This window comes from Thioalkalivibrio versutus (genome assembly GCF_001020955.1).
Lineage (GTDB): Bacteria > Pseudomonadota > Gammaproteobacteria > Ectothiorhodospirales > Ectothiorhodospiraceae > Thioalkalivibrio > Thioalkalivibrio versutus.
Genome location: NZ_CP011367.1, coordinates 2,679,261 through 2,702,633 on the forward strand (window position 1 = coordinate 2,679,261; position 23,373 = coordinate 2,702,633).

Below are 23,373 nucleotides of genomic sequence, written 5' to 3' on the forward strand. Positions count from 1 at the left end.
AAACCCGTGACTCTCTCGATCAACGAATACTTCGAACTACCCGACGGCTTCCTCGAGGCCACGCCCGCCACCCTGCACCAGTGCGTGCCCGGGCCGGCGCTAATCCACCTGGAAGGCCAGCGCGAGCCTGCGGTGGCCGTGGTCCTTCTGCTGCACGGAAACGAGCCGGTGGGCCTGCACGCGGTGCAGCAACTCCTGCGCCACTACACCGGGCGCCCGCTGCCGCGCGCGCTGACCCTGGTCGTGGGCAACCCGCAGGCCGCAGCGCTCAACCAGCGCCACCTGGACGACCAGCCGGACTTCAACCGCATCTGGCCGGGGACCGAGCAGGGCGGCTCGCGCGAGGCCGACGTCTTCGCCGAACTCTGCCGGCGCCTGGAAGGACGCGGCCTGTTCGCCGCAATCGACCTGCACAACAACACCGGGCGCAATCCCCATTACGCCTGCATCAACCGCCTGGAGGCGCCGTTCCTCAATCTGGCCGCGCTGTTCGGACGCACGGTGGTCTACTTCACCCGGCCGCGCGGGGTCGCCTCCATGGCACTGGCGCGTATCGCACCGGCCGTGACCGTGGAATGCGGCCACCCCGAGGACGCGGCCGGCGTGGACCACGCGCGCGAGATGATCGATGCAGTGCTGCACCTGGACCACTTCGCCCAGGAGCCGCCGCGGACGGGCGCCATCGAGATCTTCCACACCGTGGCCCAGGTACGGGTGCGCCCCGGACTACAGGTCGGACTGGACGCGCAGCACGACGTCCGCCTGGAACCCGACCTGGACGGCCTGAATTTCCAGCTACTGCCCGCCGGCTCGCGCCTGGTGAATGTGCACGCGGACGCCCAGGACCCGCTGATCGCGATCGCCGAGGACGGTTCGGAGGTGACCGGGGAATATCTGGAGCGGGCCGGTCAGGAGATCCGCCTGAAGCGCCAGGCGATGCCGTCCATGCTCACGCTGGACACCCGCGTGATCGCCCAGGACTGCCTGTGCTACCTGATGGAGCCGCTGACGCTCTGATCCCGCCGCTGTTCGCGACGGATTCGAATCCGGCTCAGGCGTCGCGTTCGACGCGCTCGAGGACCTGGGCGACGTGATCGCCCTTGCGGTAATTCGGGAGGTCGCGCTGCATGTCCGCCAGCGCCTTGTCACGCTCCAGCGCACTGTCATACCAGCGATAGGATTCCCAGTCCGCCCCCAGCAGGTGCGGCATGGAAAGGGTGCTGCCTTCCGGCAGGCGAATGCGGATTCCGTAACGTTTCATGGCGTTCATCCGAGGTTGGTCCCAGTGAGTCGGGCCGGCCGGCGCGCAGTCTAGCCGAGCCCCGAACAGGCGGCAATAAAGCCCTCCGGCGCGCCTATTGGCCCCGGCCGACCACAAAATCGAAATAGTGATCCGGAAAGGGCTCGTCCGCCAGGGTGAAATGCCACCACTCCTGCTCGTAGGGCTCGAAGCCCGCCTCTACCATCAGCCGCTGCAGAAGCATGCGGTTGGCCCGCTGCTGTGCGGAAACACCGTCATCCCCGGGCCAGGAGCGCGGACTGAACCGGTCAAAGCCGGTGCCCATCTCCAGCGCGTCGCCGGAGTCGCGATCAATCAAGGTCAGATCGACCGTCGAGCCACGCGAGTGACTCGACCGGGCCGCGATATAGCCATGCTCGAACAACTCGTCCTTGGCAACTTCCGGGTAATACTGTGCCTGCATCCGGGTATCGCCGAGGTCCTCCGCCCAGTGCACGAAGTGCGCGACGGCCCGCGCGGGCCGATAGCAGTCGAACACCTTGAGACCAAGCCCGAACGCCGCGAGACGTTCCTGCACCCGGGCGAGGGCATGGGCGGCCGGGGACGTCAGGATGCAAACGGGGGACTCGTAACCATCGATCGGTTCGCCCACGAAGTTGTCGTCGCCAAAGTAGCGGATCTCCTCGACCAGGTCCGTTACCACGTCACCCGCCGCAACAAACCCTGCCGGACGCGCCTCATCCGCGTACGACACCCCGCCTGCCGTCATTGCAAGGAACAGCCCAAGTCCCGCCAGAATCGCCCGCTTGCCACGCATACCGCCCCCTTGCCCACGCCTTCGTCACTGTCAGGATACGCAAAGCCAGAACCGGTAGCGCCGCCCAACACCAAAAAGGGCTGCCGGAAGGCAGCCCCTTTGGAGAAATCGGTGGTGGCTACGCCCTGATTCGAACAGGGGACCCCATCATTATGAGTGATGTGCTCTAACCAGCTGAGCTACGTAGCCACGCGGGCTGCGAATTCTCCGGAGGCCGGCACATAAAGTCAAGCCAGCGCGGCGCCTGGCGGGGTTCAGATCTGCAGGCGCTCGACCACACGGCCATTCTTGAGGTGCTCTTCCAGAATTTCGTCGATGTCGCGTTCGTCCTGGTAGGTGTACCAGACGCCATCCGGGTAGACGACCGCAATCGGGCCCTCGTTGCAGCGATCCAGACAGCCGGCGGTATTCACCCGCACCTGGCCCTTGCCGTGGATGCCCATCGCCTTGGCCCGATCCTTGGCATAGCCGCGCATCTCGGTCGCCCCGTGGTCCTCGCAGCAGTTGCCGTCCTCGCGGCAATTGGTGCAAAAGAAGATATGACGCTGGTAGTACCCCATGGAACTCTCCGGTGATCAATCCAGCTCATGATAACGCTGCCACCCACGAAACGGTGGACGACAACACCTGACGTCCCGGCCATCAGCGGAAGCGATAGACCAGGCTGACATCCGTGATGGTGTCGGTGTTCTTCACGCCGGGCTCGACGTCCGTGTTGTGCTTCACGGTGAAGCTGGTACGCAGGGCTAACCGGCTGGAGATATCCGCGGTCAGGGCGAGGATGTTCTCGATTTCGGTATTGTCACTGCCGGTCAGGATCAACGACTCGTTGGTCAGACGGGCGTTGTCGCTGATGTCCCAGCGGAAGTTGCCGGCCAGACGGCCGACCGGTTCGCTGTCGGTCTCCCCGGTCGTGCGGATGCGCACCTGGCGCATACCGGCACCGATTTCCCCGTCCAGCCGCACGCGCTCGCCGTCGATCAGGCGACGACCGTAACCGGCGGTGGCCGAACCCTGGTAGTCATAGTTGCTAAAGCGGTCACGCTCGTAGCGCAGCGCCCCGAACAAGTAGTCGTGCTCGCCCAGCTTGCGGTCCGCCTGATAGCCGGCGATGTAGCGCTCGCCGGTGGTCTCGTCGTCTTCCTCGTGGAAGTACGCGTCCAGACGGATGCGATTACGCCAGTCAAGGGTGGTGTGCTCGGCGCGGAAGCGGCCGGTGGCCGTCGTGGACTCGGTATTCCCGGTGGTCTTGGAGGCCCCCAGCTCAATCGTCGATTGCCAGCCCTCCGCCTCCCAGGCCAGGGCCTGCGAGACTGGTATGCTCAGCAGGATGAGCGAAGCACACGCGGACCCGACGGGCCGGAACGAACGCACGAGCATGGGAAACCTCCCGGAATCGAATAAAGGCGAAACCCTAGCAAAGCCGCTGGGGGTATCGGACCAGCCCCTGAGATTCAGGGGACTTTCCGCCGCGGACCAGTGCGTGCATTGCGGGCTGTGCCTGCCGCATTGCCCGACCTACGGCTGGCACGGGGTCGAGGGTGACTCCCCGCGCGGGCGGCTGACCCTGATGCAGGGCCTGGCCCAGGGCCGGCTGGATCCGGAATCCGAACGCCTGCGCAGCCACCTGGAGGGCTGCCTGGGTTGCCGTTCCTGCGAGGTGGTGTGCCCGGCCCGCGTGCCCTTCGGGGCACTGATGGACCGCGCCCGCGAGATCCTGACCGAACACCCCGCCAGGCCCTCGCGCGCGAAGGGCTGGCGCCAGACGCTCCAGCACCAGGCCCTGCTGCATCCAAGCCTGCGCAGCCTCGGGGGGCTGGCGGCGCGCACCGGCGCCCGCCTGGGTGTAGACCGCCTGCTGCCACGCGGCGGCTGGGAACGCAGTCTCGCCCACACCCGCGACTCCCTGGCACCCGCCCCCCGACTGAACGCGACCGCGAGCCCGGATACAGCCGATGCCCTGCTGTTCACCGGCTGCATGGACCGTTTCTTTACCGGCCCCGATCTCGAAGCCGCTCTGGCGGTCCTCGACGCCCTCGGCGTGCGCGTGGCCATGCCCCAGGGCCAGGTGTGCTGCGGGGCGCTGGACCAGCACACCGGCCACCGCGCGGCGGCACAGGCGCTGCAGGCGCGGAATGGCGAGGCCTTCGGCACCCGCGAGGTACCGGTGATCGCGCTGGACAGCGGTTGCGAGGCCACGCTGCGCGAATACCGCGAGGGCACGCTGGCGGCGCGCAGCCAGAGCCTCACCCGGTTTCTGGCGGACTGGCTGGATGCGGCCCCTAACGGGGAGGTCTGGGACCACACGCCAATACGCATCGCGCTGCATCGGCCCTGCACCCTGCGCAACGTCACCCGCGAGGCCCGCGAGCTGCCCGCGCTCCTGGAACGCCTGCCCGGGGTCACGCTGGCGCCGGTCGCCGACGGACCGAACTGTTGCGGCGCCGGCGGCACCGCGATGCTGACGCAGGCAGCCATGGCCGACGACCTGGGCACCGAGACCCTGAAGGCCCTGACCGACGACGCCCCGGACGTGATCATCAGCCCCAATGTTGGTTGCAGCGTGCACCTGCGGGCGCTGGCAAGCGAACACTCGGACCTGCCGGAAATCCTGTCACCCGCCCGCTTTCTGGCCCGGCGTCTGAAAAACCACACCCACCACTCCGCCGGACGCTGATCCCTGCCCGCGCTTGCGGTACCCTTGGGATACGCCACGATGCCCAACCGGACCGGAACCATGCGCCGACTTTCCCCGCTGGACCACCTGATCAACCAGGCAGATGCCTTCGTGAAGGTCGTCTCCGGACAGGCCCGCTCCACCGGCCGGCCCTCCCCGGGCGGGGACAACATCGGGCCGCACCTGGAGGATCACGAACGCGACCTGTCCGCCCGCCTGATGCGGGTCAATCATGCCGGCGAGGTCGCGGCGCAGGGGCTGTACCAGGGCCAGATGCTGACGGCCCGCAACCCGGAGATTCGCGGCCATCTGGATCAGGCCTCGCGCGAAGAGGGCGACCACCTGCACTGGTGCGCCCGGCGGGTGCACGACCTGGGCGGCCGCACCAGCCTGCTAGGGCCGTTCTGGTACATGGGGTCGTTCGGTATGGGCGCGCTCGCCGGGCTGACTGGCGATGCCTACAGCCTGGGCTTTATCGACGAGACCGAACGCCAGGTGGAGCGCCACCTGGACCGCCACCTGGAGCGCTTGCCGGCCAAGGACGAGGTCTCCGCGCGCATCCTGGCGCAGATGAAGCAGGACGAGGTGGAACACGGCGCGCACGCGATGGCACTGGGCGGCAAGGCGCCCCCGTGGCCGGTACGCAACCTCCTGATGCCGCTGACCTCCAGCGTGATGACGCGCACCGCCTACTGGATCTGACTCGCAACACGGGGAACCAGGTGATCACCGCCGCGTGCAACACGCGGCGCGCACCGACTCAGCCCGGACTGCTCATGTTCTTGCCGTAGAAGATCTCCATCATCTCGTGCTTGAGCAGCTTGGAGATGCGCTTGGCCTCCTTGGCCGAATAATCATCCTTGCCCAGGCCGAACAGATAACTGTCCAGATCGAAATCCTTCAGCACCATCTTGGTGTGGAACAGGTACTCCTGGTACACGTTCACATCCACCATCTGGTACTTCTCCTGAGTGTCGCGCGACAGGAAGTCCTGGATGGAGTTGATCTTGTGATCGATGAAGTGCTTCTTGCCACGCACGTCCCGGGTAAAACCGCGCACGCGGTAATCCATGATCACGATGTCGGACTCGAAGCTGTGGATCAGGTAGTTCAGGGCGCGCAGCGGCGAGATGCGCCCGCAGGTGGACACGTCGATATCCGCGCGGAAGGTCGCGATCCCGCCCTCCGGGTGCGCCTCCGGGTAGGTGTGCACCGTGATGTGGCTCTTGTCCAGGTGGCCGACCACCGTCTCGGGCAGCGGACCGGGGCCTTCGGTGTACCCGATCTTTTCGGTGGCCACCGGCTCCTCCGAGATCAGCATGGTCACCGACGCACCCTGCGGATCGTAGTCCTGGCGCGAGATATCGAGGATATTGGCCCCGATCAGGTGGGCCACGTCGGACAGGATCTGCGTCAGACGCTGGGCGTTGTAGGCGTCGTCAATGTACGCGATGTATTCGTCGCGATGCCGGTCACCCGAGGCATAGCAGATATCGTAGATATTGAAGCTCAGGCTCTTGGTCAGGTTGTTGAAACCGTGGAGCTTGATCTGCTTCTTGTGACGAGGCATGGCGTGTCCTCTTGGCCCGGGCCGCAGCGAGCGGCGAATTGTAGACGCCCCGGCCCGCAAGTCCAAGGACGGGCCCGGGCATCGCCGGGGCGCAGCTTCAGCGTGGCGCCGATCCCTCGATGATCTCGAAGTCGTGGGTCACCTTCGCCGAGGCCCCCAGCATCAGCGAGGCCGAGCAGTATTTTTCAGCCGAGAGTCCCACCGCGCGTCCAACCTGCTTCTCCGACAGCTCGTGCCCGTACACGCGAAAATGGACATGAATGTCGGTAAGGACCTTGGGCACGGTCTCCGCCCGCGTGCCCTCCACGGTCACCTCGCAGTCCAGCACCTGCTGACGCGCCTTCTTCAGCATCGCAATCACGTCGAAGCTGGTACAACCACCCATCCCCAGTAGCAGCATCTCCATCGGGCGCGCGCCCAGGTTGCGCCCGCCGGCATCCGGCGCCCCATCCATCACCACCGCGTGGCCGCTGTCGGTCTCGCCGACAAAGGCCACCTGGTCCAGCCATTTCACTTTTACCTGCATCGGCTCGTCCTTTCACACTGTTGGATGGAGAAATCCATGCCTATACTCGGGTAGAACTCTACTCAGGGCGGACCTGCTGCACAAAACAGGGCCCTGCCGGCAGATTTTGTGAACGGTGCCAGTTACCCCGGGGTGCAGGGCACGGATGCTGCATTACACTGGCGCTCATCCTCAGGAAGCTGATATCGGACGTGACCATGGAAGCCTTGAACAACCCGTTCATTTACCGCCCGGCGCAGCCATCGCCCGCGCTGGAGCGTTTCCTCGGCTACTGCCACCGGCGCCAGTACCGCAAGCGCACCACGATCATTCACTCGGGCACCGTACCCGACACACTGTATTACGTGGTCAGTGGTTCAGTCTCGGTACTGGGCGAGAACAACGGACATGAGCTGGTACTTGCCTACCTGAACAAGGGCGAGTTTTTCGGCGAGCTGGGCATGTTCGAGGACGACCCGCGCAGCGCGACTGTCACCACCCGCGAGGACACCGAGACCGCGGAGATTCCCTACACCCAGTTCCGCGAGATCGCCCAGCGCGACCCCGAGATCCTGATGCTGCTCACCAGCCAGATCGCGGCCCGCCTGCGTCAGACCTCGCGCAAGGTGATGGACCTCGCGTTCGTGGATGTCACCGGCCGCATCGCCCACACCCTGCTGGACCTGGCCCAGCAGCCCGACGCGATGACCCACCCCGACGGCATGCAGCTGCGCATCACCCGGCAGGAGATCGCGCGTATCGTGGGTTGCTCGCGCGAGATGGCCGGACGCGTGCTGAAGGATCTGGAAGAACGCGGCCTGATCACCGCCCACGGCAAGACCATCGTAGTGTTCGGCACCCGCTGACGCTGCATTCCCCGCAGCCTCCGTCGAGATAAAACCCGGGCCAGCCTCCTTCGGCCCGGGCCTTCGCCCCTCCCTTGGGAGAGGCTACTGTTCGCCGCGGAACAGCTGGCCCAGGGCCGCACCCGGGTCCTCGGTGCGCATGAAGGCCTCGCCCACCAGAAAGGCATTCACCCCGGCCGCCTGCATGCGCGCGACATCCTCGCGCGTGTGGATGCCGCTTTCGGTCACCAGCAGGGCCTCCTCCGGCACCTGATCCTTCAACTCCAGCGTCGTCTCCAGCCGCGTCTCGAAGCTGTGCAGATCGCGGTTGTTGATGCCGATCAGGTCGGCCCCGATGCGCTTGGCCCGCTCCAGCTCCTCGGCGTCATGCACCTCCACCAGGGCATCCATGCCCAGCTCGCGGGTCAGGAAGAAGAGCTCGTGCAGCGCCGTGTCATCCAGCGCCGCCGCGATCAGCAGCACGCAATCCGCGCCGAGTACACGGGCCTCGTAGACCTGGTAGAGATCAATCACGAAATCCTTGCGCAGGATCGGGATCGTGCAGGCCACACGCGCGTCGCGCAGGTCGCCGTCGCGTCCCTTGAAGAAGTCCACGTCGGTCAGCACCGACAGACAGGTCGCACCATGCTCCTCGTAGCTGCGCGCAAACGCCTCGGGGTTGAAGTTCGGGCTGATCTGGCCCTGGCTCGGGCTGGCCTTCTTGATCTCCGCGATCACCGCAGGGCGCCCGGCGTCGATATCGCGCTGCAGGGCCGCGCGAAAACCACGCGGCGCCGGGGCGGACCCCATCCAGCCGCGCAACTCGCGCAGTGGCCAGTACACCTCGCGTTCCTTCAGCTCCTCGCGCTTGCGCTCCAGGATGCGCTGCAGGATGTCGGGTACTGCGTTGCCTTCACTCATTGTGCTTCCTTGTTTGCCAGTCTTGCGCTGGTCGCTTGCAGGCGCTCCAGCCGTTCGCGCGCCGCGCCGGAATCGATCGCCCGGGCGGCGGCCTTGATCCCCGCTGCGAGTGTGTCCGCCCCGCCGCCGGCGTAGATCGCCGCCCCGGCATTCAGCAGCACGATGTCGCGTGCCGCACCCGCCTGTCCGTCCAGCACGCCGCGCAGCATGCTGGCCGAGGCCTCCACGCTGTCGACCCGCACCGCATCCAGCGCGGTGGTGGTCAGCCCGAAATCCTCTGGACGGATGGTGTATTCGCGGATCTCGCCATCCTGCAGCTCCGCCACCCGGGTCGGCGAGGCGATGCTGATCTCGTCCAGACCATCCTCGGCATGCACCACCAGGACGTGCTCGCTACCGAGCCCCTTCAGGGCCTCGGCCAGCGGGCGCACCCAATCCTGGGAAAACACGCCGAGCACCTGATTCGGCGCCCCGGCGGGGTTGGTCAGCGGCCCCAGCACATTGAACAGCGTACGCACGCCGAGTTCCTTGCGCGGACCGATCGCGTGCTTCATCGCGCCGTGGTGGGCGGGAGCGAACAGGAAGCCAACACCGACCTCGTCGATACAGGTCCCCACCGCCGCCGGCGACAGGCCCAGCGAGATCCCCAGCGATTCCAGCACGTCGGCACTGCCGGATTTCGACGACACTGAGCGATTGCCGTGCTTGGCGACCCGCACGCCGCCCGCAGCCGCTACCAGCGCCGCGGCGGTGGAGATATTGAAGGTGCCCGAGGCATCGCCGCCGGTTCCGCAGGTATCCACCAGCCCGGTACGCGGCACATCCACGCGCGTGGCCAGCGAGCGCATCACGCCGGCAGCCGCGCGGATCTCCTCGATGGTCTCGCCCTTCATGCGCAGGGCCACCAGGAACGCGCCGATCTGGGCATCCGTGGCCTCGCCGGTCATCACCGCCTGCATCACGGCGGTCATGGTCGCCTCGTCCAGGTCGCGGCGCTCGATGAGGGCCGCTATCGCTTGCTGCACGGTCACGGGCTTGCTCCTGCGGAAATTCGAAGCGGCTAGTGTAACGTCCGCGCGGTGCCCGCACGACCACCGCCCGGCGCGACCAGCCAGGCGGCCAGTGCCAGGGCCCAGAGCAGCAGCGCCGCGAGGACCAGACGCCCCATGGCATCGTCCAGCCAGTCGACCAGGAACAGCGCCAGCAGCGCGCTGAAGCCCAGCTGCACGAAGGCCTGCATGGCCGCAGCCATGCCGCGCGCGCCGGGGTAACAATCCAGCGCCAGCAGGGTCAGCGACGGCATCGCCGTGGCCAGGGCGAAGCTGTATAGCGCGAACGGCCCGGTGATCGCGGCCACCGGGCCGTCGGCCAGCACCGCCAGGCCCACCAGCGCCAGCGACAGCCCAGACAGCCCGAGCCCGATGGCCACGGCCCGCTGCGGGCTCACCACCCCGGCCACGCGCCCGGCGACGAAGCCGCCCACCACCAGCCCGGCGACCAGCGGCCCGAACAACCACCAGAAGTCCTGTTCCCCGCCTTGCAGGTGCTCGTAGATGATGGTCGGGGACGCGGCAATGAACAGGAACATCGCCCCGAACATCCCCGCATGGACCGCGACCGGGAACAGAAACGCCGGGTTGTGCAGCGTGCCCAGGTAGCCCCGGATGACCGGACGCGGGTGACTGGAGACGCGGCCGACCGGCGGCAGGGTCTCCGGCATCCAGGCGCGCACCGCCAACAGCAGGAAGACGCCGTAGAGTGTCAGGAAGGCGAACACCGAACGCCAGCCAAACGCCGCCTGCAACCAGCCGCCGATGATCGGCGCGGCGGCCGGCCCGATCGCGAACATCATGGTGACCAGCGCGAACACCCGCCGCGCGTCGGTGGGATCAAAGCGATCGCGGATCAGCGCTCGCCCGACCACCACCCCGGCCGCCGCCGCCAGCCCCTGTCCCATGCGCAACGCCAGCACCTGCCAGTACTCCATCGCGAACACCAGCAGCACCGAGGTCAACACGTAGGCCAGCAGGGCCCACAACACCACCGGGCGCCGGCCATAGGCATCCGACAGCGGGCCGGCAATCAGGGTGGCAACGGCGAACGCGACCAGATAGGCGGACAGCGTCGCCTGCATCGCCACACCATCGACGGCCAGGGCCTCGGCCATCGCCGGAAACGAGGGCAGATAGGTATCCAGCGAGAACGGCGCCAGCATGGACAGCGGCGCTACCAGCAGGGCGAAGCGCAGCCGCGTGCGGCGTTCCGTGGCGGCGCCCCTCAAGCGAGGCATGCGCGCCGGAATCGAGAGTGAACACCGGTCGGGCACGACCCGCGAGAGGCCGCCGCGCGAGCGGTGGGAGCCGCAATACCGCCAGCAGGCGCGGCCAGGCGAACCCCACCTGCCGTCCAGAACAAGCAGTAAGGGCCGCGTGGAAAGGTGTCTATTGACCTGCGCTTCACGCCGGCTGGGGCAGGCGACTCAGGAAGTTGCCGAGCAGTTCGTGCCCCTGGCGGGTCAGGATGGATTCCGGGTGAAACTGCACGCCCTCGACATCCAGCTCGCGATGACGCAGGCCCATGATCTCGTCGCGCGAGCCGTCTTCGCGCTGGGTCCAGGCAGTGACCTCCAGACATTCCGGGAGGCTTGCGGCCTCGACCACCAGCGAGTGATAGCGCGTGGCCTCCAGCGGATTCTCCAGCCCGGCGAACACCCCGACCCCGGTGTGATGCACCGGCGAGGTCTTGCCGTGCATGATCTCGCGCGCCCGCACCACGCGGCCACCGAAGACCTGGCCGATCGCCTGGTGCCCGAGGCAGACCCCGAGGATCGGGATCTCGCCGGCAAAGCGCCGGATCACCTCCAGCGACACCCCCGCCTCGTTCGGCGTACAGGGGCCGGGGGAGATCACGATACCGGTGGGGTCGAGCTCCGCAATCTGTTCCGGGGTGATGCAGTCATTGCGGTGCACCACCACCTCCGCCCCCAGCTCGCCCAGGTACTGGACCAGGTTGAAGGTGAACGAGTCGTAGTTGTCGAGCATCAGGATCATGGCGAACGTCCCTGGAGGCCGAAAGAAACGGGCAGACGAATAAAACCGAGGTCATGCGCACCCAGGCAGGGACCAAGCATACCCCGGGTCCCGAGTGGTTGCGCCGCAACCGCAATCGCGCTGACGAAACCGCGCGCCTTCATCGCGGCAGCAATAGCGCCACCAGCAGGGTGCCGTCGGCGGCCTCCAACCGGTGCCCGCCAGGGCTGGGCAGGGTATGCGCCCGTCCGCGCAGGGCCGGGAGGCGGTTCATGTCCTGGCTAGCGGCATCCACCCACGGGTCGGCCAGGCGCACGACCGAGACATAGCGGATGGGCGGATGCGCCTGCGTGTTCAGCCACTCCAGATGCATCGCAGCCGGCGAACCACCCTCCGGGCCCCACAGCCCTTCGCGCCGGTGCAGCCCCTGCACGCCGGCGAACGGGGCGTACAGCCCCAGCGGGGAATCGGCCAGCGCATCCGTCACCGAACGCGCCAGCGCGGACCAGCCGCCCCCCGCATGCGGCGCGGAGAAGGTCACCAGGGTGGAGATGGCCGGGTGCGGCTGACGCACCAGCAGCTCGCGCGCCACGACCCCGCCGGTGGAATGCCCGACCAGCACCAGCTCGCGGCCGGGGTGGCGCCGGGTCAGACCATCGACCACCTGGCCGAGCGCCCGCGCCCGTTCCGGTGGAGCCACAGCGGTCGGCAGATCCACGGTATAGAACTGGCGTGCGGCGGGGTCGGGAGCTCGCTCGAAGTGCGCAGCGCCCACGTTTGCACGGGCACGCCCGCCATCGGCATAGCCGGCGGCGTTCAGGGCCGCGGTGAACCCAGCCTGGCGAAAACCGTCGCCGCGATCCCAGGCCCCGGGTACCAGCACCACGATCTGCGCCGCCGCCAGCCCCGGCAACAGCCAGAGCCCGAGCACCAGCAACAGGATGCGAAGGCCACCGCACCGCATGACCGGCCCTCAGTCGCGGTGGCGCCGGGGCCCCAGACCGCCCAGGGCGGTCTCGGCCGCACGCACCACCGCGCGCCCCTTGTTCAGGGTCTCCTGCCACTCGTTTTCCGGCACCGAGTCGTGGACTACACCGGCCCCGGCCTGGATGTGCAACTCACCGTCGTGCAGCACGGCGGTGCGGATCGCGATCGCGGTGTCCATATTGCCCGACCACGAGAGGTACCCCACCGCACCGGAGTAGGGCCCGCGCTTGACCGGTTCCAGCTCGTCGATAATCTCCAGCGCGCGGATCTTCGGTGCCCCCGAGACGGTCCCGGCCGGGAAGGTCGCGCGCAGGACATCCATCGGCGAGTGGCCCGGGGCCAGCCGCCCCTCCACGTTGGAGACGATGTGCATCACATGCGAGTAGCGCTCGATGCTCATGGTGTCAGTCACCTCCACCGAGCCGATCTCACAGACCCGGCCGACATCGTTGCGCCCCAGATCGATCAGCATCAGGTGCTCGGCACGCTCCTTTGGATCCGCCAACAGTTCGGCCTCCAGCGCGCGATCTTCCGCCTCGGTACGCCCACGCGGGCGGGTGCCGGCGATCGGACGCACGGTCACGCAGTCGTCCTCCAGGCGCACCAGGATCTCCGGGGAGGCCCCGACCACGTGGTGATCGTCCAGGTCGAGGTAGTACATGTAGGGCGACGGGTTCAGCGCCCGCAGGGCCCGGTAGAGGTTCAGCGGCGGTGCGGAGAACGGCACGCTCATGCGCTGTGCCAGCACCACCTGCATCACGTCGCCGTCCATGATGTATTCCTGCGCCCGCTTGACGGCGGCCTGATAGCCCTCGGCCGACCAGCCGGACACATACTCCGGCACCGCGTGTGGATGCGGCGGATCCTCCGGCGGTACCAGCGGCTCGCCCAGGCGGGTCTCCAGCTCGTCCAGGCGGGCGGCGGCCACGGCCTGGCCACCGGCCTGGGTCGTATCCGCATGGACCACCAGATACAGCCGCCCGGAGAGGTTGTCGTAGACCACGACCTCCTCGGAGACCATCAGCAGGATATCCGGCAACCCCAGGGCATCCGGCTTCTCCGGCCCCTCCAGGCGCGGCTCGATCAGGCGCACGGTCTCGAACCCGAAATAGCCGACCAGGCCACCGGTGAAGCGTGGAAGCCCCGGCAGCTCCGCGGCCTTGAAGCGCGCCTGATAGGCCTCGATCCAGGCCAGCGGGTCCGTCTCGGTGGTCTGCTCCATCACCGCGCCGTCGGTCTCCACGGTGATGTCGTGGCCATGCACGCGCACCAGGGTGCGCGCCGGCAGGCCGATGAAGGAATACCGCCCCCAGCGCTCCCCGCCCTGCACGGACTCGAACAGGTAGGAATACGGCCGGTTGGCCAGCTTGAGGAAGATGGACAGCGGGGTCTCGAGATCCGCCAGGACCTCGCGCACCAGCGGGATGCGGTTATAGCCCTCGCGGGCCAGCTGGTCGAACTGTTCGGGGGTCATCACAACGGTTCCTGACAAGGGGGATGGATGGCGTGGCGGTTCATCCGCCGTCTCGCCATCGCCCCATTGTCCGGTCCGTTGCCGACATCACGGATCACGCCGCCCGGGCGGGCAGCAGGTCCGGCAACTCGTCCAGCCGATCGAGCACCGCGTCCGGGTGCTCGTCGCGGATATCCTTGCCGTGGTTGTACCCGTAGGTCATGCAGACGATCTGGAAGCCAGCGGCGCGGGCGGCCTTCACGTCGCTCTTGGAGTCCCCGACCATCAAAGCCTCGGACGGGTCCACGCCGAGCTTGTCGGCCGCGTGCAGCAGCGGGGCCGGATCCGGCTTCTTCTGCGGCAGGGCGTCGCCGGCGACCACGATCTCGAAGTCGTCGAGGATGCCCTTTTCGCGCAGCAGCGGCACGGTGAAGCGCTCGGCCTTGTTGGTCACGCAGCCCAGCCGGTAGCCCGCGGCCTTCAGTTGGTCCAGCCCCTCGCGCACGCCCGGATAAAGCGGCGAACGCCCGGCGGTGTTCTCCTGATAGATGCGCATGAACACGGGCAGCGCATGTGCGAACTGCTCCGCGTCCGGCTCGCCGTCGAGGTCGTTGACCAGCGCGCGCTGGACCAACCGCTCCACGCCGTTGCCGACCCAGTTGCGCACGGCCGGCTCGCCGCGTTCGGGCAGGCCCAGCTCGCGCATCATCGCATCCACGCTAAAGGCCAAGTCCGGCACGCTGTCAATCAGCGTGCCGTCCAGGTCGATCAGGATCATGCGGGGGCGTTTCAGGGACATCCCGGTCTCCGGTAACCGTCGATTCAGGCCTTGGCCAGCTCGTCGCGCATCTGCTGGATGATGCTGTCGTAGCGGTTCGGGTCGGTGTCGCTGCCGGCGCCGAAGATCGCGGACCCGGCCACAAAGGTATCGGCACCGGCGGCCTTGATCTCGCGGATATTGTCGGCCTTCACACCACCATCGATCTCGAGGCGGATATCACGCCCGGAGTCGTCGATCATCTTGCGCGCGGCGCGCAGCTTGTCCAGCGTATTCGGGATGAACTTCTGGCCACCAAAGCCCGGGTTCACCGACATCAGCAGGATCATGTCGACCTTGTCCATCACGTATTCGAGATAGGACAACGGGGTTGCCGGATTGAACACCAGCCCGGCCTTGCAGCCCTCGGCGTGGATCAGCTGCAGGGTGCGGTCGATGTGATCGGAGGCCTCCGGATGGAAGGTGATGTAACTGGCACCGGCCTGGGCGAAGTCCGGGATGATGCGATCCACCGGCTTGACCATCAGGTGCACGTCGATCGGCGCGGTCACGCCGTGCTTGCGCAGGGCATCGCAGACCAGCGGACCGATCGTCAGGTTGGGCACATAGTGGTTGTCCATCACGTCGAAGTGCACGGTGTCGGCACCGGCGGCCAGGACGTTGTCGACTTCCTCGCCCAGGCGGGCGAAGTCGGCGGAGAGGATGGACGGAGCGATGAAATCGGGTTGTGCCATGGAAAGCCTCGCAGGGATCGCTGGTGAAGCAGGGCCGACCGTCGACCGTGCTCTCGGAATCGCCGAACTTTACCGGATGCCGGGATGCCAGGCAAAAGCCAGTGGTCGCAGCGGGCGGCACTCCAACGCAAACGGGCCGGGGAAACCCCCGGCCCGTTTGCTGCCTTCTCTTGCCTCTACCAAGGCGCCCGGATCAGTTGAACTCGGTCGCGATGTAGTTGGACAGGTTGGCGATGTCGTCGTCGCTCAGGCCCTGGGCCTGCGGACGCATCAGCGCAGTATGATCACCGACTTCCTCGCCGGCGCGATAGCGCTCCAGCAGACTGGCCACGGTGTCCGCATCCTTGCCGGCCAAGGCCGGGAAGATCGCCTGCCCCTTGCCCTGGGCACCGTGACAGCTGGCACAGGTGTTCTGGTACTTGGACTGCCCCGCCTGGATATCGGCGGCCTGGGCCGCACTGGACAGCATCAGGACACTGCCGGCAATACCGGCCAGCACGAACAGCTTGGTTTTCATTATTGTAGTCTCCTCGCTCAAGTTCCCGGGCGGGGTCGTCGCCCCGTCTTGATGCAAACGTTAGCAGGGCTTTCCTGAATGGTGCATTAACATAGAACCAAACAGGGACATAGCCACAGGCCGCTCCATGGAGCCATTCGATCGGTCGGAGAACGCGGGCCGGAGCCTTCCTAGGGAAACACTGATCAATGAACGCGTTCGCGCTCGAGTCGCTTTTGCGTGCGAACAAGGCGCGGTGACTGCCGTGCAGTCATTCTGCACAAAGGAGCAGCAACGCCGTTCCCGCGCAAAAGCGGCCGAGCCCCTGCTTTCTTCAACCGTTTGTGGGGTTGGAACCCCAGGTTCCCCGATTCTGCGTTGCGCCGCTTGCCGGTAGAACCACTACCGGCTGCGCGCCGCGCCTTGTCTCGGAAAACCTGGGGCACCAACGCGAACGCGTTCATTGATCAGTGTTTCCCTAGCGTCCGTGGATGTAGCGCTCGTCCGACCAGGTCGCCAGCCACTCGGGACGCACCATGACCAGGCCGGTAATCACGATCCCGTTGATCACCGCCTCGGGCAGCACCAGCAGGGCCAGGTAGCGCAGGTAGTCGCGATGGACATCCGCCCAGGCGAGCTCGGTGAACAACCCGTAGATCGCCGCCGAGGCCAGCACGGTGGCAACCACCGAAAGCGCCCCGCCGAGGAAACCGACCGCGTAGAGGTAGATGAACATGTGCGCGGGCAGACGCGCCTCGGACAGCCGCAGCAGGCCCCAGGTGACCGCGACCGGCAGGATGCCCGCCAGCAGCACCGTCAACGGGAAGGCGGCTAGCGGGAGCACGCCGAACAGACCGAGGATCGCCACCACCAGGAAGACCATCAGGATCGCCAGCTGCCAACCGAACATCAGGGTCACGGTGGCCATGCCCAGAAAATGCAGGGCCAGCCCATCCAGGGCCTGCGCCCGCAGGCTCCAGATCAGCAGCAGGCACAGCGTGGCGATCACGAACAGCTGAGCGCGGCCGGGCACGAAGAAGGTCTCCCAGGGCATGCGCCGCAGCATCACCAGCATGCCGCCACCCAGCAGCACGGCGGACAGCACCCGGAGCGCAACCGGCAGTTCGCCCGCCCCCTCGACCATGCTCAATCGGGCTCGCGCACCGCGGCCGCGACAGTGTACTCGCGGCCCTGCTTGACCTTGTCGTAGTTGCCGAACACTTCCTTGAACCCCTTCTCGATGAACCGCCGCAACCCGGTAATGGTTACGACATAGATGCGTCCACCCGGGTTCATCTGCTCGTGGGCGTCCAGCAGGTAGGTGTAGAGCATCTCGCGCCCCACCTTGGCCGGCAGGTTCGAGGTGACCAGATCGAAACGCCGGTCACGGATCTGCGCGAAGCCATTACTGGTCACGCAGTCCACATTGGTGATGCCGTTCAGCTCGGCGTTACGCCGGCTGTACTCCACCGCCAGGAAGTTGGTGTCCACCAGCGTGCAGTGGCCCTGTGGCGCCTTGCGCGCCAGCGTCAGGCCGATCGGGCCATAGCCACAGCCCAGATCCAGGCAGGCATCGGTTGGCTCCACCTCGATGCGCTCCAGCAACATCCGCGTGCCATCGTCGATGCGGCGCGGCGAGAACAGGCCCCAGGTCGTGCGGAACCGCAGGTGTTCTCCGGCCAGCGTGTCCTCGAACTCCAGGTCGCGCTTCAGCTCCGCCTGACGGGTACGCCGCGCCTGGATCGTGGGGAAGCCCTCCTTCATGCCACCCCTCCGTCCACAGCCTCGGCCAGGCCCTGCCACAGGGCCTCGGCGGTGGAGGCCGCGGCGCCGGCGTCGTCCTCGCCCGGCAGACCGAGCACGTTGATGTGCCCCATCTTGCGGCCGGACCGGGCCTCGGCCTTGCCATACAGATGCAGCCGCGCGCGGCCGGCAGCCAGCACGCCCTGCCAGTCGGGTTCCGCTGCGGCGGGCCACAGGTCACCCAGCAGGTTGACCATCGCCACCGGCGTGGTCAGCAAGGCCGGGGCCAGCCCCAGCCCGCAGACCGCGCGCACCTGCTGCTCGAACTGGCTGACGGTGCAGGCGTCCTGGGTGTAGTGCCCGGAGTTGTGCGGACGCGGCGCGATCTCGTTGACCAGCAACTCGCCCGCCACCGTGAGGAAGAACTCCACCGCCAGCAACCCCTGGTAGTCGAGCTGCTCGGCAATGTGCCGCGCGATCGCCGTGGCGCGTTCGCGCGGCTCGTCGCCGACCCGCGCCGGCACCCGCGTCAGGTGCAGGATGCCCTCGTGATGGGTGTTTTCCGCCACCGGAAAGGCCTCGTTCGCGCCGTCCGCGGTTCGCGCCACCAGCACCGAGAGCTCGCGCTCCAGCTCGACCTGGGCCTCCAGCACGCAGTCCACCAGCCCCAGCTCGGCATGCGCCGCGGGCAACTCGCCGGCCTGCGCCAGCCGGACCTGGCCCTTGCCGTCATAACCCAGGCGCGCGGTCTTCAGGATCGCGGGGAACGCCGGCCCTCCCGCGTCCATCCGCACTTCGGGCGTCTGGCCGGCCAGGACCGCCTGCCAGGGGGCTACCGCCACACCGATCTCGCCGAGGAAGGCCTTCTCCTCCAGGCGATCCTGGGCAATGCTCAGGGCGCGCGGCCCCGGGCGCAGACAGGCGCGGGCATCCAGCCACTCCACGGCCGGGCGCGGGATGTTCTCGAACTCGGTGGTAATGACCGCGCAGGCCCCGGCCAGGGCCTGCAGCGCATCGGGGTCGTCGAAGGCCTGGCACAGGTGCCGCGCCGCCACTCGCCCGGCCGGGCTCGCCGGGTCCGGGTCCAGGACCCATACGGGATAGCCCATACCCTGTGCGGCCTCCACGAAATAGCGGCCGAGCTGCCCGCCACCGAGCAGCCCGAGGGTCGCAGGGGGCTGGATCATGACGGGTCCGGTGGCAGGGTCTGCCCCAGCACGGCCTGACTCTGGGACTGGCGAAAGGCATCCAGACGCTCACGCAGATCGGGATCGTGGTTCGCCAGCATCGCGGCGGCGAACAAGGCGGCGTTCGCCGCGCCCGCCTCGCCGATCGCGAAGGTCGCCACGGGGATGCCGCGCGGCATCTGCACGATGGACAGCAGCGAGTCCTGCCCCTTCAGGTGGCGCGAGGCGACCGGCACGCCGAGCACCGGAACCGGGGTCTTGGAGGCCAGCATCCCCGGCAGGTGCGCCGCCCCCCCGGCCCCGGCGATGATCGCCTGCAGGCCCCGCTCGCGTGCCTGCTCGGCGTACTCGAACAGCAGATCCGGTGTTCGGTGAGCCGACACCACCCGGGCCTCGAACGGGACCCCGAGTTCGTCCAGCACATCCACCGCCCGCTCCATGGTCGCCCAGTCGGAGGTGCTCCCCATCACGACGCCCACGCGAGGCGCCGCCGAATTGCCTGCCATCTCAGTCATGGCCCGAACGATAGCGACCCCGGCCCCACCCGACAAGCCATGCGCACCACGAAGCCCACCAAGGCACGAAGAAAAGGCCGGTCAAGGGCGACCCACAGGGAGACGCAGAGGCCGGAAGGCCTTACTGGTGAGAGCGAAGCGGGGGCGTGAATGGCTGGCGGATAAGGCGCGACGCGCCCATGCGCTTGCTGCCGATCCTCGCGTCTCCTTGTGGATCGCTTTTCTTCGTGCCTTGGTGGGCTTCGTGGTGCGCAAGGCCCGCGCCCGGTAGAATCGCGGCATGACTGACACCCTGCTTGAAAGCCAACTCCCCGACCTGGAACTCGTTCATCGCGGCAAGGTACGCGATCTCTATGCGGTGGACGCCGACCACTGGCTGATGGTCACCACCGACCGCCTGTCCGCCTTTGACGTGATCCTGCCCACGGCCGTGCCCGAGAAGGGCCGAGTGCTAACGGAGATCACGCAGTTCTGGATGCACAAGGTGGAGCGCGAGCTGGGCATTCCCAACCAGCTGACCGATATCCCGCTGGAACAGGTGATCCCGGACCCGGCCATTCGTGCCCCGCTGGAAGGACGCAGCCTGGTGATCCGCCGGCTCGAAGCCCTGCCGGTGGAGGCGGTGGTACGCGGCTACCTGATCGGCTCTGGCTGGAAGGACTACCAGGCCAGCGGCGCGGTCTGCGGCATCCCGCTCCCGGCCGGCCTGGAGCTCGCCTCGAAGCTCCCCGAGGCGATCTTCACCCCCAGCACCAAGGCCGACGTCGGCGACCACGACGCCAATATCGACTTTGATGCCGTGGTGGCGACCATCGGCGAGGACCGGGCGCGGCAGGTGCGCGACGCGGCACTCTCGATCTACGCGATGGCGCGCGACTACGCGGCCGAGCGCGGCATCATCATCGCCGACACCAAGTTCGAGTTCGGCGTCGATGCCGCCGGCACCCTGCATCTGATCGACGAGGTCCTGACCCCGGACTCCTCGCGATTCTGGCCGGCCGACCGCTACGCGCAGGGCACCAGCCCCGAGTCCTTTGACAAGCAATACGTACGCGACTACCTGGAGACCCTGGACTGGGACAAGCAGTCGCCCGGCCCCGAGCTGCCCGCGGAAGTGGTGGAACAGACCGCGGCGCGCTATCGCGAGGCCCTGGAGCGCCTGACCCGCGACGCATGAGCCCGACACAGACAGGAGCACCCCCGCAGGGCCTGTTCGTCACCGGCACCGACACCGGCGTCGGCAAAACCTTCGTCAGCTGCGCGCTGCTGGAACTCTGGCGGGATCGTGGGCTGCGGCCGCAGCCGCGCAAGCCGGTGGAGTCCGGGTGCCCACCGGGCCCCGATGGACTGCGGCCCGAGGACGGGTTGAACCTGACCCACGCGGCGGGCCTTCCGGACACCGCCATCGAGCAGGTCACGCCCTGGCGCTTCCCCGATGCCATCGCCCCGGACCAGGCCGCCGCGAACCAGGGCGTGCGCCTGACGATCGCGGAGCTGGCCGCGGCCTGCGCAGCCGACGGCACGGGCCCGCGGCTGGTGGAGGGTGCGGGAGGCTTCTACTCGCCGCTGTGCGCGGATGGCCTGAACGCGGACCTCGCCGAGGCCCTCGGGCTACCGGTCCTGCTGGTGGCCGAGGACCGGCTGGGCACACTGAACACCTGCCTGCTGACCCTGGAGGCCCTGGAACGACGCGGCCTGCAACTGGCCGGGATCGTGCTGAACCGGCGCCGGACGGATGCCGACCCGCGCCTCGACAATGCCGCCGCGCTGCGTTCACGCACGAGCGCCCCGATCATCGAGTCAGCCGAAGGCATCGCCCGCGCGGCGCTGGCTCAGAAGCTCTCCACCTCGAAGTTGTCCGGGCGCACGCCGCCGGAGGACTCGCGCTCCTGACCGCGGTCCTCGGAGGCCGCAGGGGCCTCCTCTTCGTCAACCCGGAACCCGGCCAGGGTCTCGCGCAGGGCACGAGTCCCCTCGCGGTCGACGCGGCGGGTCTCGATGATATGCACCGGGCGCTGGGACTCGCCGTAGTACGCCTCGTTGAAGTCGTCGCGCACGGTCATGCGCGAGCCGGACAAGCTCATGCCCAGGTAGGCACCCCGCGCCCGCGAGTAGGACAGGAAGTCGGCCGTCGGGGTGGCGCTCCGGCCCGCACCCACCGGACCGGCAGCCACCGAGGCATCGCCCCCCAGGCGGATGGCGGATCCGAACATCGAGTCCACCGCATCCTGGGTGCGCGCGACCATCACCACCTCGGCGGCATCACCACCGAACTGCATGCCGAAGCTGACCGAACCGAGGGAGTAGAACGCCACCGGCGAATAATCGCCGCGCTCGTCGTCCCAGGCCAGGAACACGCCGATGCCGCCGGAGCCTCCGATCAGGAAGGCCCCGCGAGCCACGCGCGGGAAGATCACTACGCCGCGGGCGTCGCGCAGGTCCTCTTTAAGGGACTCGTATTCGGGGTGGGTGGCCATGTTCTCCACCGTCGCCTGGGCGCGATCGATGATGTCCTGCGGATCGATCTCGCGGCTGAACGGGTTCGCGTGAGCGCTCCCCACCATGGCGGCAAACACCAGCGTCGTCAGGCAGAAAAGGATCAGTCGTTGCATCGTGGAAACCTCCAGAACGGCCAAGGGAGACGCGGCCGCGCGAATGCGTCGGCGTCTCCCTAACGAATACATTCATCATGGCACAAAAAAAGGGGGCCGAAGCCCCCTTTTTCGTGCTGCAATCCGCAGGATCAGTTGACCTTGGGATCCAGCTCGCCGGACAGGTAGCGCTTGACCATGTCGTCCAGGGAGATCGGCTTGATCTTGGACGCCATGCCGGCGCAACCGAAGGCCTCGTAACGGGCCTGGCAGAGGTCCTTCATCGCGGCGGTCGAGGCCTTCAGGAACTTGCGCGGATCGAATTCCTTCGGGTTCTCGGCCAGGAACTTGCGCACCGCACCGGTGGAGGCCATGCGCAGGTCGGTGTCGATGTTGACCTTGCGCACGCCGTGCTTGATGCCTTCCTGGATCTCTTCGACCGGCACGCCGTAGGTCTCGCCCATGTCGCCGCCGTACTTGTTGATGATCTGCAGCCACTCCTGCGGAACGGAGGAGGAGCCGTGCATGACCAGATGGGTATCCGGGATGCGGGCGTGGATCTCCTTCACGCGCTGGATGGCCAGGATGTCACCGGTCGGCGGACGGGTGAACTTGTAGGCGCCGTGGGAGGTACCGATGGCGATCGCCAGGGCGTCGCACTTGGTGTTCTTCACGAAGTCGGCGGCCTCGTCCGGGTCGGTCAGCAGCTGGTCGTGGGACAGCTGGCCCTCGGCGCCGGAACCGTCTTCCTCGCCGGCCATGCCGGTTTCCAGGGAGCCCAGGCAACCCAGCTCGCCTTCCACGGACACGCCACAGGCGTGAGCGATCTCGGAGACCTTGGCGGTCACGTCACGGTTGTAGTCGTAAGAGGCCGGGGTCTTCATGTCAGGCATCAGGGAGCCGTCCATCATCACCGAGCTGAAGCCGGACTGGATGGAGCGCAGGCAGACTGCCGGCTCGGAGCCGTGATCCTGGTGCAGCACAACCGGGATGTCCGGGTACTGCTCGATGGCGGCGATGATGTTGTGGCGCAGGAAGGGCTCGCCGGCGTACTTGCGGGCACCTGCGGAGGCCTGAATGATCACCGGGGAGTCGACCGCAGCGGCCGCTTCCATGATCGAATGGACCTGTTCCATGTTGTTGGCGTTGTACGCCGGCATGCCATAGCCATGCTCGGCGGCATGGTCCAGAAGCTGGCGAAGTGAGATTAGAGCCATGGATTCCTCCTTACGGGATTCGGACTGAGGTAGTGAAAAAGTCGATTGATCTGGTTGGCGACTGCGGG

General features: G+C 67.4%; 27 protein-coding genes and 1 tRNA gene. 6 read left to right on the forward strand and 22 right to left on the reverse strand.

Annotated features, from left to right (window positions below):
• The first annotated feature begins 6 nt into the window (after positions 1-6).
• Entirely contained in the window at positions 7-1,017 is a 1,011-nt protein-coding gene (locus tag TVD_RS12430) for a M14 family metallopeptidase (RefSeq protein WP_018168969.1), read from the forward strand.
• 34 nt (positions 1,018-1,051) lie between these two features.
• On the opposite strand, the gene TVD_RS12435 is transcribed toward TVD_RS12430, so the two are convergent.
• The 5 genes from TVD_RS12435 to TVD_RS12455 all read right to left on the reverse strand — a co-directional run bounded on the left by TVD_RS12435 (position 1,052) and on the right by TVD_RS12455 (position 3,437).
• On the reverse strand, positions 1,052-1,261 hold the full coding sequence (locus TVD_RS12435) for a hypothetical protein (RefSeq protein WP_018168968.1): 210 nt from the start codon (positions 1,259-1,261) through the stop codon (positions 1,052-1,054).
• Positions 1,262-1,355: 94 nt separating this feature from the next.
• Entirely contained in the window at positions 1,356-2,057 is a 702-nt protein-coding gene (locus TVD_RS12440) for a M15 family metallopeptidase (protein ID WP_047251725.1), read from the reverse strand.
• A gap of 112 nt (positions 2,058-2,169) precedes the next feature.
• Positions 2,170-2,246, reverse strand: a tRNA-Met gene (locus tag TVD_RS12445).
• Between the two features lie 65 nt (positions 2,247-2,311).
• A complete protein-coding gene (locus tag TVD_RS12450) occupies positions 2,312-2,617 on the reverse strand; it encodes a (2Fe-2S) ferredoxin domain-containing protein (protein WP_047251726.1) in 306 nt (101 codons plus the stop codon).
• 82 nt (positions 2,618-2,699) lie between these two features.
• Positions 2,700-3,437: a DUF481 domain-containing protein gene (locus TVD_RS12455; protein ID WP_047251727.1), complete on the reverse strand. Its 738-nt coding sequence runs from the start codon at positions 3,435-3,437 to the stop codon at positions 2,700-2,702.
• Between the two features lie 103 nt (positions 3,438-3,540).
• Between TVD_RS12455 and TVD_RS12460 the strand changes: the two genes are divergently transcribed.
• Both TVD_RS12460 and coq7 read left to right on the forward strand, forming a co-directional pair.
• Complete coding sequence (locus TVD_RS12460) at positions 3,541-4,734, forward strand: (Fe-S)-binding protein (protein ID WP_205622077.1); 1,194 nt, start codon at positions 3,541-3,543, stop codon at positions 4,732-4,734.
• A 60-nt stretch (positions 4,735-4,794) separates the two neighbouring features.
• Positions 4,795-5,436, forward strand: a complete 642-nt coding sequence (gene coq7, locus TVD_RS12465) for a 2-polyprenyl-3-methyl-6-methoxy-1,4-benzoquinone monooxygenase (protein WP_047251729.1) — start codon at positions 4,795-4,797, stop codon at positions 5,434-5,436.
• 58 nt (positions 5,437-5,494) lie between these two features.
• Here coq7 and speD read toward each other — a convergent pair whose 3' ends face one another.
• Positions 5,495-6,304: an adenosylmethionine decarboxylase gene (gene speD, locus TVD_RS12470; protein ID WP_047251730.1), complete on the reverse strand. Its 810-nt coding sequence runs from the start codon at positions 6,302-6,304 to the stop codon at positions 5,495-5,497.
• A gap of 97 nt (positions 6,305-6,401) precedes the next feature.
• On the reverse strand, positions 6,402-6,830 hold the full coding sequence (locus tag TVD_RS12475) for an OsmC family protein (protein WP_047251731.1): 429 nt from the start codon (positions 6,828-6,830) through the stop codon (positions 6,402-6,404).
• Positions 6,831-7,027: 197 nt separating this feature from the next.
• Between TVD_RS12475 and crp the strand changes: the two genes are divergently transcribed.
• Positions 7,028-7,675: a cAMP-activated global transcriptional regulator CRP gene (gene crp, locus TVD_RS12480; RefSeq protein WP_018145159.1), complete on the forward strand. Its 648-nt coding sequence runs from the start codon at positions 7,028-7,030 to the stop codon at positions 7,673-7,675.
• Positions 7,676-7,759: 84 nt separating this feature from the next.
• Here the strand turns inward: crp and trpC are convergent, their stop codons facing one another.
• The 13 genes from trpC to purE form a co-directional block, all read right to left on the reverse strand.
• The gene (gene trpC, locus TVD_RS12485) at positions 7,760-8,575 is read right to left on the reverse strand and encodes an indole-3-glycerol phosphate synthase TrpC (RefSeq protein ID WP_018937369.1); all 816 of its coding nucleotides are present in this window, start codon (positions 8,573-8,575) and stop codon (positions 7,760-7,762) included.
• Positions 8,572-9,606 carry an anthranilate phosphoribosyltransferase gene (trpD, locus tag TVD_RS12490; RefSeq protein ID WP_018145157.1) on the reverse strand — a complete coding sequence of 345 codons (1,035 nt, stop codon included), beginning with the start codon at positions 9,604-9,606 and terminating at the stop codon, positions 8,572-8,574. The genes trpC and trpD overlap by 4 nt, the downstream gene beginning before the upstream one ends.
• A gap of 29 nt (positions 9,607-9,635) precedes the next feature.
• The gene (locus tag TVD_RS12495) at positions 9,636-10,865 is read right to left on the reverse strand and encodes a multidrug effflux MFS transporter (protein WP_018168960.1); all 1,230 of its coding nucleotides are present in this window, start codon (positions 10,863-10,865) and stop codon (positions 9,636-9,638) included.
• Positions 10,866-11,031: 166 nt separating this feature from the next.
• A complete protein-coding gene (locus tag TVD_RS12500; RefSeq protein ID WP_018168959.1) occupies positions 11,032-11,625 on the reverse strand; it encodes an anthranilate synthase component II in 594 nt (197 codons plus the stop codon).
• Between the two features lie 139 nt (positions 11,626-11,764).
• Positions 11,765-12,568 carry an esterase/lipase family protein gene (locus TVD_RS12505; protein ID WP_047251732.1) on the reverse strand — a complete coding sequence of 268 codons (804 nt, stop codon included), beginning with the start codon at positions 12,566-12,568 and terminating at the stop codon, positions 11,765-11,767.
• A gap of 9 nt (positions 12,569-12,577) precedes the next feature.
• Positions 12,578-14,065: an anthranilate synthase component I gene (gene trpE / locus TVD_RS12510; RefSeq protein ID WP_018168957.1), complete on the reverse strand. Its 1,488-nt coding sequence runs from the start codon at positions 14,063-14,065 to the stop codon at positions 12,578-12,580.
• A gap of 94 nt (positions 14,066-14,159) precedes the next feature.
• Positions 14,160-14,843, reverse strand: a complete 684-nt coding sequence (locus TVD_RS12515) for a phosphoglycolate phosphatase (protein WP_018168956.1) — start codon at positions 14,841-14,843, stop codon at positions 14,160-14,162.
• A gap of 23 nt (positions 14,844-14,866) precedes the next feature.
• Entirely contained in the window at positions 14,867-15,556 is a 690-nt protein-coding gene (rpe, locus tag TVD_RS12520; RefSeq protein ID WP_018145151.1) for a ribulose-phosphate 3-epimerase, read from the reverse strand.
• A gap of 193 nt (positions 15,557-15,749) precedes the next feature.
• The gene (locus TVD_RS12525) at positions 15,750-16,073 is read right to left on the reverse strand and encodes a c-type cytochrome (RefSeq protein ID WP_018145150.1); all 324 of its coding nucleotides are present in this window, start codon (positions 16,071-16,073) and stop codon (positions 15,750-15,752) included.
• 457 nt (positions 16,074-16,530) lie between these two features.
• Positions 16,531-17,196: an energy-coupling factor ABC transporter permease gene (locus TVD_RS12530; RefSeq protein WP_047251733.1), complete on the reverse strand. Its 666-nt coding sequence runs from the start codon at positions 17,194-17,196 to the stop codon at positions 16,531-16,533.
• A 2-nt stretch (positions 17,197-17,198) separates the two neighbouring features.
• Positions 17,199-17,816 (reverse strand): class I SAM-dependent methyltransferase, encoded by a 618-nt coding sequence (locus TVD_RS12535; RefSeq protein ID WP_018168954.1) that lies wholly within the window; start codon positions 17,814-17,816, stop codon positions 17,199-17,201.
• Positions 17,813-18,982 (reverse strand): 5-(carboxyamino)imidazole ribonucleotide synthase, encoded by a 1,170-nt coding sequence (locus tag TVD_RS12540; protein ID WP_047251734.1) that lies wholly within the window; start codon positions 18,980-18,982, stop codon positions 17,813-17,815. Before TVD_RS12540 ends, TVD_RS12535 begins: the two co-directional genes overlap by 4 nt.
• Positions 18,979-19,488 carry a 5-(carboxyamino)imidazole ribonucleotide mutase gene (gene purE, locus TVD_RS12545; RefSeq protein WP_018145146.1) on the reverse strand — a complete coding sequence of 170 codons (510 nt, stop codon included), beginning with the start codon at positions 19,486-19,488 and terminating at the stop codon, positions 18,979-18,981. Before purE ends, TVD_RS12540 begins: the two co-directional genes overlap by 4 nt.
• A 289-nt stretch (positions 19,489-19,777) precedes the next feature.
• On the opposite strand from purE, the gene TVD_RS12550 reads away from it, so the two are divergent.
• Together TVD_RS12550 and bioD are read left to right on the forward strand one after the other, a co-directional pair.
• Entirely contained in the window at positions 19,778-20,674 is an 897-nt protein-coding gene (locus TVD_RS12550) for a phosphoribosylaminoimidazolesuccinocarboxamide synthase (protein ID WP_047251735.1), read from the forward strand.
• Positions 20,671-21,390 (forward strand): dethiobiotin synthase, encoded by a 720-nt coding sequence (bioD, locus tag TVD_RS12555; RefSeq protein WP_047251736.1) that lies wholly within the window; start codon positions 20,671-20,673, stop codon positions 21,388-21,390. Before TVD_RS12550 ends, bioD begins: the two co-directional genes overlap by 4 nt.
• Here the strand turns inward: bioD and TVD_RS12560 are convergent.
• Positions 21,330-22,109: a lipid-binding SYLF domain-containing protein gene (locus tag TVD_RS12560; RefSeq protein WP_047251737.1), complete on the reverse strand. Its 780-nt coding sequence runs from the start codon at positions 22,107-22,109 to the stop codon at positions 21,330-21,332. The genes bioD and TVD_RS12560 overlap by 61 nt on opposite strands.
• 131 nt (positions 22,110-22,240) lie before the next feature.
• Positions 22,241-23,305 carry a class II fructose-bisphosphate aldolase gene (gene fba / locus TVD_RS12565; RefSeq protein WP_018145142.1) on the reverse strand — a complete coding sequence of 355 codons (1,065 nt, stop codon included), beginning with the start codon at positions 23,303-23,305 and terminating at the stop codon, positions 22,241-22,243.
• Between the last annotated feature and the right edge of the window lie 68 nt (positions 23,306-23,373).

Bases quoted from the DNA above. Each gene is read 5' to 3' on its own strand.
- TVD_RS12535 (WP_018168954.1), bottom strand. From the start codon at position 17,816: ATGAAGGAGGGCTTCCCCACGATCCAGGCGCGGCGTACCCGTCAGGCG.
- bioD (WP_047251736.1), top strand. From the start codon at position 20,671: ATGAGCCCGACACAGACAGGAGCACCCCCGCAGGGCCTGTTCGTCACC.
- TVD_RS12505 (WP_047251732.1), bottom strand. From the start codon at position 12,568: ATGCGGTGCGGTGGCCTTCGCATCCTGTTGCTGGTGCTCGGGCTCTGG.
- trpC (WP_018937369.1), bottom strand. From the start codon at position 8,575: ATGAGTGAAGGCAACGCAGTACCCGACATCCTGCAGCGCATCCTGGAG.
- speD (WP_047251730.1), bottom strand. From the start codon at position 6,304: ATGCCTCGTCACAAGAAGCAGATCAAGCTCCACGGTTTCAACAACCTG.
- TVD_RS12455 (WP_047251727.1), bottom strand. From the start codon at position 3,437: ATGCTCGTGCGTTCGTTCCGGCCCGTCGGGTCCGCGTGTGCTTCGCTC.
- TVD_RS12530 (WP_047251733.1), bottom strand. From the start codon at position 17,196: ATGGTCGAGGGGGCGGGCGAACTGCCGGTTGCGCTCCGGGTGCTGTCC.
- TVD_RS12515 (WP_018168956.1), bottom strand. From the start codon at position 14,843: ATGTCCCTGAAACGCCCCCGCATGATCCTGATCGACCTGGACGGCACG.
- TVD_RS12435 (WP_018168968.1), bottom strand. From the start codon at position 1,261: ATGAAACGTTACGGAATCCGCATTCGCCTGCCGGAAGGCAGCACCCTT.
- TVD_RS12560 (WP_047251737.1), bottom strand. From the start codon at position 22,109: ATGCAACGACTGATCCTTTTCTGCCTGACGACGCTGGTGTTTGCCGCC.
- TVD_RS12440 (WP_047251725.1), bottom strand. From the start codon at position 2,057: ATGCGTGGCAAGCGGGCGATTCTGGCGGGACTTGGGCTGTTCCTTGCA.
- TVD_RS12495 (WP_018168960.1), bottom strand. From the start codon at position 10,865: ATGCCTCGCTTGAGGGGCGCCGCCACGGAACGCCGCACGCGGCTGCGC.
- TVD_RS12500 (WP_018168959.1), bottom strand. From the start codon at position 11,625: ATGATCCTGATGCTCGACAACTACGACTCGTTCACCTTCAACCTGGTC.
- TVD_RS12475 (WP_047251731.1), bottom strand. From the start codon at position 6,830: ATGCAGGTAAAAGTGAAATGGCTGGACCAGGTGGCCTTTGTCGGCGAG.
- coq7 (WP_047251729.1), top strand. From the start codon at position 4,795: ATGCGCCGACTTTCCCCGCTGGACCACCTGATCAACCAGGCAGATGCC.
- TVD_RS12540 (WP_047251734.1), bottom strand. From the start codon at position 18,982: ATGATCCAGCCCCCTGCGACCCTCGGGCTGCTCGGTGGCGGGCAGCTC.
- TVD_RS12525 (WP_018145150.1), bottom strand. From the start codon at position 16,073: ATGAAAACCAAGCTGTTCGTGCTGGCCGGTATTGCCGGCAGTGTCCTG.
- purE (WP_018145146.1), bottom strand. From the start codon at position 19,488: ATGGCAGGCAATTCGGCGGCGCCTCGCGTGGGCGTCGTGATGGGGAGC.
- TVD_RS12550 (WP_047251735.1), top strand. From the start codon at position 19,778: ATGACTGACACCCTGCTTGAAAGCCAACTCCCCGACCTGGAACTCGTT.
- fba (WP_018145142.1), bottom strand. From the start codon at position 23,305: ATGGCTCTAATCTCACTTCGCCAGCTTCTGGACCATGCCGCCGAGCAT.
- trpE (WP_018168957.1), bottom strand. From the start codon at position 14,065: ATGACCCCCGAACAGTTCGACCAGCTGGCCCGCGAGGGCTATAACCGC.
- rpe (WP_018145151.1), bottom strand. From the start codon at position 15,556: ATGGCACAACCCGATTTCATCGCTCCGTCCATCCTCTCCGCCGACTTC.
- crp (WP_018145159.1), top strand. From the start codon at position 7,028: ATGGAAGCCTTGAACAACCCGTTCATTTACCGCCCGGCGCAGCCATCG.
- TVD_RS12450 (WP_047251726.1), bottom strand. From the start codon at position 2,617: ATGGGGTACTACCAGCGTCATATCTTCTTTTGCACCAATTGCCGCGAG.